Raw genomic sequence first — 6,548 nt, forward strand, 5'->3', positions numbered from 1 at the left:
CGCCGCCAAAAGCGCCCATGTTGCCGATGACGTCGACAGTCGATCCGCTGTTGCCGATCGAGACATTACCGGTGGCGTAGATCGCACCACCAGCGCTGGTGCTGGCTGTATTGTCTGACAGTGTTATTTCGTTGCCGTCTATCAGGACATCACTGCTGAGGCCGAGCCCGGCGACCGCGCCGCCGTAGCCTCCAAACTCCGACGCGCCTGTAGCCGTATTGCCCGACAGCACTATTTCGTTACCAATTATCGTTGTAGCGCCGCTGACTTGGATCGCGCCGCCAAAATCAGCTCTGTTACCCGACAGCACTACATTGCCACCGGCTATCGAGACGTTGCTGTTGGGCAAGTCGCCGCCAACTTGGATGGCGCCTCCGCCCCCGTTACCTACGGCGCCTGCAGCCTCGTTGTCTGAGAACATTATGCTGTTGCCGCTTATCGTTATATTATTGTTGGCTTGCAGTGCGCCGCCAAAAGCGCCGGACACGTTGCCGGATGCTGTTATTGTATTGCCGATTATAGTTATCCCATCCTGTGCATAGATCGCGCCGCCACCCGCACCGGAGGTGTTGTTCGACAACGTCACTTCGTCACCGTAAATCGTTACTTTACCAGTGCCGCCACCCGTGACAGCGGGGGCAGAGTAGATTCCGCCGCCGAAATAATTGGTAGCCGTGTTGCCGGTGAAGGTGACGGACGTGACGGGCGATGCGCTGGTTCCTATTGAGACGCTGCCACGCGCGATTATCGCGCCGCCGCCGCTGCCAGTGCCCGTGACCGTGTTGTTCGAAAACGTTACGCTGTTGGAAGTGGCTTGACCGCCGTTGACTATCGACACGCTGCCCGGGAAGTTGCCGCCGGTGCGGCCCATGTAGATCGCGCCGCCGCCGCTGCCAGTGCCCGTGACCGTGTTGTTCGAAAACGTTACGCTTCCAGTTACGGGTATAGTCAATTCCGGAGTGAGTGGACCGTTGATCGCGCCGCCGAGGCTGTTTCCACCGGCAGTATTGTTACGACCGGCTATGGTCACATTTGAAAGCGTTAGAGTCGTCGCGGGAGGGCTGCTCAGGTTAAAGTACCCGCCGCTCCCGCCGCTCAACGTGATAGTACTGCCGCCCGCCGCGCCCGTAATCGTCAGCAGAGAGGGCACCGTCAGTGGCGAGGAAAGAGTGGCGTTACCCTCTAGGACGAATGTAGAATCGTTAGCAGGAGTATGGGGCAGTTCCCCGCCAGGCGGGATCGTCTGCGTCACAGCCTGGCGAACAACCGGCGCGGACATCGCGACGGCCAAGAGAAGAATCAGGCTGACGCGACGGAGAGATTGTCTGATCGAGCGGCCCACTGGTGCTCGGACGACGGGAGCCCGCATCGTTGCGCCCTCGCCCGTGCTCAAGAGAGCGAACTCTGACAATCGGGCGTCAAGTGGTCTCTGTTCTTGGCATGGCTCTGACAAAGAAGGTGCGTTGGCAAGGCGGCAACCGGTGCGCCCCAGAGGCACGGACGCTGAAAGCACTGCACGACGAACGATGCGCATGTGTGGCCTCCTTCGCAGTTCCGGCTTGCCGGCCCGCATTTAGAAACGCCCCGCGTCTATCATTACGCGAGACCTGCCTTTGCTGTGTTAAAAACGTGGCACAATGCCGCGATAAGGTCAGGATTTCTGGATGCCGTTGCGTATATGCATCAGAGCTTAACTAAGCACGAGCGCGATGCGGGCATGCCAGTGGGTCTGTTGCTGTCCGGCCTTGCCAACAATGACGATCGTCTTCTAGGCGCCGCGCTTGCCGTGGAAGATGCAATCTCGGAGTTTTCCGAATAGGGAGAATTCCGCTTACTCGTGCAATTGGTCCGTCCGTAGGTCTGCCGACGATCGAGCCGGTCGGCAGCCGGTCATGATGATGTTGAGAAACCGTGTTGACCTTCCATTAGCACGCGACGCACCACTCTTGGCTGACAATCCGCGGCCTATCCGCTCTCGTGCCTAGTTGGGGACTCGCTGAGGAGCCCGCGCGTGCTAACTGTAGCACGCGACGATCAGGAGGCAGAGATAGACCGGCGACGACCATACTCCCGGACGAATGAGGAATCCTGAATGTCGCCCGGGAGCTGAATGAGCAACCTGTGCTTGATGGCGAGCAGGTGAGGGCGCTGCTTGTACAGGGCGGAAGGATGCCACATGCCGAGCCTTTGATCCGCGACTGAAGAAGGCCGAGCCCTGGGATTGCCCTGGTGCACCTTGCGCGCACCGCAGCCCCCACCTCCCAACCAGCCGGCGAAGGTATAGCTTCGACCGCTCGATTCAAACCACCTTCGCCGGACATGAAGCGATATGCGTCGCTGGCAACTGAGGACGCGTTGCCTGCAAATCGAGGTAGGTCGTCTCAATTTACTCTGAGGCGATTCCGAATCAGAAAGATTCGATTCCGGATTGCGACCTTTCGATTCCGAACATTGAACTCGCGATTCCCATCCAAACGCCGTTTGAGTTCTGTTGCCTGCCTCTCTGGTGGCCGGTCTCAGGCGTTCAAGAAGGGAAGGTAGGTCTGCAGCGGGTTGACGATGAGGCGAGGGAGAGGCCGTATGATTTCTGAAGGATGCTCTGTGGCTAACCATCCATGCTGTCCAGTCAAGTCGGCGGGATATGCGGGCCGTCTAGCCGGTTTAGGATGAGGCTGAAGGCACTGAGTGGCGGGCCTCGGCTACATGAGAGTGACAAGGTCTTCCGAAACCTGATGATCCGCCAGCCGAGCGGACGCTTCCCGTTTCGCCCGAAGCAGCACTCGTTGACTGACATGATGCTGACATCAACCGTGCCAACGGACCACTGTTGTCCAACGTCGCGGCGATTTCGCCCAATTGCCCTGGCAGCTTCGTGCAAACGACGTCCTGTCGTTGAGGTGTGTCTTCCCCCCATTACTCCTTATCACGCCGTTTGCAGCTGAATCGCATCACTGGCTATTGGTCACTACCTTCAGGAGAATCTGAAGATCTCTTCCGCATCCTCCTCAAGATAGGGTTTGACGATTCTGTCCATAGCCTTCCGGAATTTGTCGAGATCGCGAGCGGCATCATGGGTAGGCCTCCATCGCTCAAGATGGCTTTCATCCAGAGCCTGACGGATCAGCTCATCGCGCTCTTTGACCGTCTTCGTGAAGGGAAGACCGTCGGGATATTTCTCCTGCAACTTTCGAAGGATCTTTTCCTTGTAATCTCCATCGGTCTGGATCATCTGCGTCCACCGCTGCACAGTAATCCTAGACAGGTGAATTCCTGGCTTCGGGGGGTACGCCATCAGAACTCCCGATGCTTTGAATTTCACCCGGTGGTATTGATCAACACCGTTCAGCGAAAGGACGCCTCCCAACGCTGGAGTTACGTTGAAGGCCGCATACTCCCAAAGCCTCTTGTCAATCTCATAAGGTTCCCCTTGAGCCTGCGGCAGGCCAGTCGCTTCGATCGTGCCCCGTCCAAGGTGTGTTCGGAGCTCCGGGAAAACGGCCTGGAGATCGGGGAAGTCCTTCTGCTCGCCGTCGAAACCGTAGTAGCCGTCCGGATAGCGGACTTCTCGCAACTCGTGAAGTTGATAGCCGGGCCGGACTGTACCGGAGACCTCTCGCAACTCCTGAGGAGTAGAGCCACTTTGAAAGGTGCCTGGCGGTACGCTCCGCACGGCCCCTAGAACAGATTTTTGCGTCTCTACCGAATATCTGTACAAGCTTTCGGTCCAGACATGGACACCCTCATACGATGAGGGAAAGTGGCGATGGACATCCGCAGGATCGCGTGCAGCTATCCATGCGAGCAACATCTCCGGCGTCCATAGCCTCATCTCAGCGTTGAATTGATCGATCCCTTCAGGAATCATGCGCAAAGGCGGTGCCTTCCGACCTTCAACAATCTTCTCCGCTTCGTCGGTGTCGTAACGCCTCTGCGGACCTTCTCAATCAGCATCTCGCGCCACATGTGGAAGTCATGAAATGCGTCAGCGTCGGGATCGATCAGATCGCTCGTCTTCATTGACCGCATCGCAGCCTGCCAATCAAACGGCACGCCTTTTTCGTCTGAAACCTGATCTGGCATGGGGCTCTCCTTCTGCCAAACGTGCTACAGTCGATCTCCTAACGGCGCTCAAATTACTAAGGTGAAGGATAGCCTAATAATCGGCCCATCTTAGTGGCTGGAGCCGACGTGTAGAACTGACGTGCGCACCTCTTGAAGTTGCGTTTTGTCCGCGCGTGTCCTGCGCGTCCAGCGTGTCAATCGCCGGACTCATCGACCAAAGGTGGTGTCCGGCATAAGTTGGATCAGCAAACGGGCGGTTCTTCGTCGGCATCCAGACGCCGAATTCCGCCCTCGTAAGAGAGGGTTACGGATGACTCACGACTTCGCACAAGCCATCGCAGAGTTCAAGGCACGCTCCGCGTCAGTGCGGGAAGCACGTCAAATGGCAGCCATGTGGGTGGAGCTCGCAGCGGCGCCAGGATCGATCCATGAAACCGTCATGGACCTCGCAGGCTGGGGGACCGATTATCCCCTGTCTGGCTTCACGCTCTACATCTCTGCACGTGGAGGGCTGCGGGTTGAGGACCTCTATACTGCCCCCAAGCCGTACATCATCCCCATTCCCCTTCCTGAAGGCTGCACGGCTGGTCGGCTGATGTCGGCTCTGATCGATCGCCCATTGCCCGCCCTGATCCTGGGCAGGCTGCGCAGCGCTCCCGGCGGAGACAAGTTCATCGGCCGCGAAGATAGGGAGAAGATCGATTTGTTGGTTGAGCGTTTCCTGGACGCTCTTCGCAAGCCGACCAACCAGCAGACATTGGACATGATCATGAACGCGCTAACCGGCGACTGTTCTGCGTCCGACGCCGCAACATCGGAGGAGTGAACCAATGTCTCGTAGCCCAGTCGCCACAGAGCAGACCGGATCTGCAGCCCAGGCGGACGAGCAGGTGACGATCCTGCGTCATCACCTGAACGCGATGCCTCCGTGCGTGCTGACGTCGCTGGATGTCTTCGCACATGGCGCCGAAATCCGCTGGCGCAGTCTGCCGCCAGCGCCTGAAGCCATCCGCATCGACCTCACAGCCGGGCCGCTGCCCATCACCGCGGCCAATCTGGCAGCGGCTATCGGGCAGCGGCATGTTCGGCAGGCGATCGCTTCGCTTATCGAATTCGCCCGTGGCGAACCGGACGACCACTGTCATCTCCACTGCACAACAGTGTCTCATGTCGTGGCCAAACAGGCGAAGGGCTATCCGCTCGATCGGCCTGATCTGCGCCGCCCGGAGGAGGGTGGCCCGTCATGATCGGCTGTTAGCTTCCCTGGTCGCTGCTTCCGGTAGCTGCCGCAGAGCCTGACCTTCTTACCCACTGCGATGCTTCATTGTGACGCCACCGATCCTGCGGCGGCGTCAGGGGGGAGCATTGCCTGATGCTCCCCGAACGCAACCAGACAAGGAACGACAAAAGCATGCAAACAAGAAAACAACGAGAAGCGGCCAAGTCCGCGAAGAAGCCACCTGTCATGCAGGTAGCGCCGGAACATCAGCCGCTTCTGGATGAGGTCTGTGACGCCGTGCAGTCGGTCCGCCGACGGACGGCGTCCGAAGCCTTCGAGGTTGGCTACCAGTTCAGCCGCGCAAAAGGCGTGCTCCCGGAAAAGATGCTGGGACGCTGGATCAGCGCGACCTGCGGGTACACTCCCCGCCAGGGTCGCAACTACATCGCGATCCACGAGCATCTGGCGGAGTATCGCGAGCGGCTCGAGGCGGCTGTCGTGATTCCGACGGTCATGTTCGTGCTGGCGAGCGCGGAGCCGGAGAAGATCGAAGAGGTTCTCCGCGTGATCGAAGGCGGCGAGCGTCTCACCGTCACACAGGTCAAGCAGCGGGTGAAGGGTGACAAGGTTCCTACTCAGGAGAAGCAGCCTGACGTTGGCGGAATGGCCGGCCTCCGCCGTGCCGCCGAGGCAAAGCTGAAGGCGGACATCGCCCTCTTCGGACACCTCACAAAGCAGGCGCTGAAGGAAGTCGAGGCGGCTGCGGAGAAGATTTCGAAGGGCAAGAACGTCGCCAAAAACGGCCTTGCTGCCAAGATCGAAGTTGACTGCCGGCAGGCGCACGACCTGCTGGCATCCGCGATCGCACCGATGCACTCGGGCTTCAACGAGAGAGGCAACCTGCGTCCGGGCGAAGTCGAGGGCAGCGCGGCCTGGAGGAAGGCTCAGCGGCTGCTCTACCGCCTCGGCGATTCTCCGCGCTGGCCCGGCCGCACGGAGTTTCCGGCATGGCTCGTGAACGACGTCCTGCCGACGCTGCGCTTCGTAGTGCATGGGGAGCCAATGCGTGCGGGGACGGAGCTTCCGGCACGCGAGGATGATGCTTCGCTCGAGGAGACGGCGTCCGAGGAGACCAAGGCTGCCACAGACGGTCAGGGCGAGTCGGGTCAGGTGTGTGTTTAGGCGTGGAATATTGACCCCTCTGGCGGGGTGACCGGCGTCCAATTTTGACCCCCCACCTGTTTCGTCTGACCATCCGCCTTTTGCT

The 6,548-nt window shown here is 59.4% G+C and carries 5 protein-coding genes and 1 pseudogene; 3 read left to right on the top strand and 3 right to left on the bottom strand.

The window, feature by feature from the left end; all coding sequences use genetic code 11:
• The 3 genes and pseudogenes from ACWGPT_RS17745 to ACWGPT_RS17755 all read right to left on the bottom strand — a co-directional run.
• A pseudogene (locus tag ACWGPT_RS17745) lies at positions 1-1,279 on the bottom strand (hypothetical protein); the annotation flags it as partial.
• Positions 1,280-2,971: 1,692 nt separating this feature from the next.
• Positions 2,972-3,871: a hypothetical protein gene (locus tag ACWGPT_RS17750; protein WP_452606950.1), complete on the bottom strand. Its 900-nt coding sequence runs from the start codon at positions 3,869-3,871 to the stop codon at positions 2,972-2,974.
• Complete coding sequence (locus tag ACWGPT_RS17755) at positions 3,862-4,080, bottom strand: hypothetical protein (protein WP_452606951.1); 219 nt, start codon at positions 4,078-4,080, stop codon at positions 3,862-3,864. Before ACWGPT_RS17755 ends, ACWGPT_RS17750 begins: the two co-directional genes overlap by 10 nt.
• A gap of 292 nt (positions 4,081-4,372) precedes the next feature.
• Here ACWGPT_RS17755 and ACWGPT_RS17760 point away from each other — a divergent pair, with 292 nt between their 5' ends.
• From ACWGPT_RS17760 to ACWGPT_RS17770, 3 genes are all read left to right on the top strand, one after another.
• Entirely contained in the window at positions 4,373-4,888 is a 516-nt protein-coding gene (locus tag ACWGPT_RS17760) for a hypothetical protein (RefSeq protein WP_452606952.1), read from the top strand.
• Between the two features lie 4 nt (positions 4,889-4,892).
• Complete coding sequence (locus tag ACWGPT_RS17765; protein WP_452606953.1) at positions 4,893-5,309, top strand: hypothetical protein; 417 nt, start codon at positions 4,893-4,895, stop codon at positions 5,307-5,309.
• 125 nt (positions 5,310-5,434) lie between these two features.
• The gene (locus ACWGPT_RS17770) at positions 5,435-6,463 is read left to right on the top strand and encodes a hypothetical protein (protein ID WP_452606954.1); all 1,029 of its coding nucleotides are present in this window, start codon (positions 5,435-5,437) and stop codon (positions 6,461-6,463) included.
• Positions 6,464-6,548 lie beyond the last annotated feature (85 nt).

Source organism: Pseudorhizobium sp. NPDC055634 (genome assembly GCF_053618655.1).

Bases quoted from the DNA above. Each gene is read 5' to 3' on its own strand.
- ACWGPT_RS17755 (WP_452606951.1), bottom strand. From the start codon at position 4,080: ATGCCAGATCAGGTTTCAGACGAAAAAGGCGTGCCGTTTGATTGGCAG.
- ACWGPT_RS17770 (WP_452606954.1), top strand. From the start codon at position 5,435: ATGCTCCCCGAACGCAACCAGACAAGGAACGACAAAAGCATGCAAACA.
- ACWGPT_RS17760 (WP_452606952.1), top strand. From the start codon at position 4,373: ATGACTCACGACTTCGCACAAGCCATCGCAGAGTTCAAGGCACGCTCC.
- ACWGPT_RS17765 (WP_452606953.1), top strand. From the start codon at position 4,893: ATGTCTCGTAGCCCAGTCGCCACAGAGCAGACCGGATCTGCAGCCCAG.